Genomic DNA, 1,312 nt, shown 5'->3' with positions numbered 1-1,312 from the left:
ACCTGACGGCATCGTCTTATGGAAACCGTCTGCGCCGTGGTGAAGATGGTGAGATTAACCCACTTTCACTGGGTTCCTTAAAACCCTATCTCAAACCATTCAGGGACTGGCGTGACAATGGTATCCAGTCCATGCGTACCGCGCTTGAGGACAATAAAAAGATTGTTGCAGTAACGGCGGATGTCAGCAGTTTCTACCATGAGCTGAATCCCGGCTTCATGCTAAAGGATGAGTTTAACCGTTTGTTTGATCTTGAGCTCACGGATGAAGAAGCAAAACTACACCGCTTGTTTATTACTGCAATACAGGCGTGGGCCGATAAAACACCATTAAGAAAGGGCTTGCCTGTTGGTTTGCCTGCCTCTGCGGTTGTTGCCAACATGGCCCTGATCGAGCTGGACAGGCTAATGGAAAAGCAGGTAGCCCCTCTGTATTACGGTCGCTATGTCGATGATTTCCTTTTGGTCATGGAGAACGGAGCAGGATTCGACTCAACAGAAGATCTGTGGGAATGGCTATTTGCCCGTTCGGATGGCTTGCTGAACTGGAAAGATAAGGAACGTGAAGCTGTCAGGTTCAAGCCAGCGTATTTGAATGATAGCCAGATCCTGTTTGCCAATAGCAAGAACAAGGTGTTTTTGCTCTCAGGGGAGCAGGGCAAAAGATTAGTCGAATCCATTGCCTGGCAGATTCACCAACGAGCCAGCGAATGGCGCGCATTGCCAAATTTACCCATGGATGCTCGCCAGATTGGTACCGATCTGGTGGCGGCCGTTCAGAAAGATGGCGAGGCCGCGGATAATCTACGAAAAACGGGCGCATTGACCATGCGGCGTGCAGGCTTCGCCATCAAACTGCGTGATTTCGAGGCCTATGAGCGTGATTTACCTCCAGAAACCTGGCAAGCCCATCGACATGCCTTTTTCCGCGCCTTTATTCAGCATGTACTGGTATTACCCCATTTCTTTGATCTGTCGACCTATCTGCCGCGAGTTATTCGGCTGGCAACGGCCTGTGAAGACTTTGAGCATCTGCGCAGGATACTCAATGCATTGGATGATCTTTATGTGGCAGTGGATAAGCACTGCGCTGCTACGATTAAATCCTGTCCGAGTGCAAGCAGCCCTGCATCATCAGACATTTTGAATCGATGGAGAACTCAGCTTTTTGACAGTGTGGGGGAAAATATAATCGCAGCATTTCCTACCCGCCTGTCGAGGGACGGCAAGGCCGGTTGGCAGGAACACATGGCAGAGTATTGCCCGCCAGATTTCGAAGCCTTGCTGAATTGGCCAATATTTAACAGTTTGAG

General features: G+C 49.8%; 1 protein-coding gene. It reads left to right on the top strand.

The window, feature by feature from the left end; all coding sequences use genetic code 11:
• On the top strand, positions 1–1,312 hold a 1,312-nt coding region (locus ACOCD2_RS20325), incomplete at both ends, for an RNA-directed DNA polymerase (protein ID WP_419625982.1).

Origin of the sequence: Thiolapillus sp., assembly GCF_048562965.1 — a bacterium.
Lineage (GTDB): Bacteria > Pseudomonadota > Gammaproteobacteria > Chromatiales > Chromatiaceae > Thiolapillus > Thiolapillus brandeum_A.
This window is presented reverse-complemented; position numbering and strand designations above follow the sequence as displayed.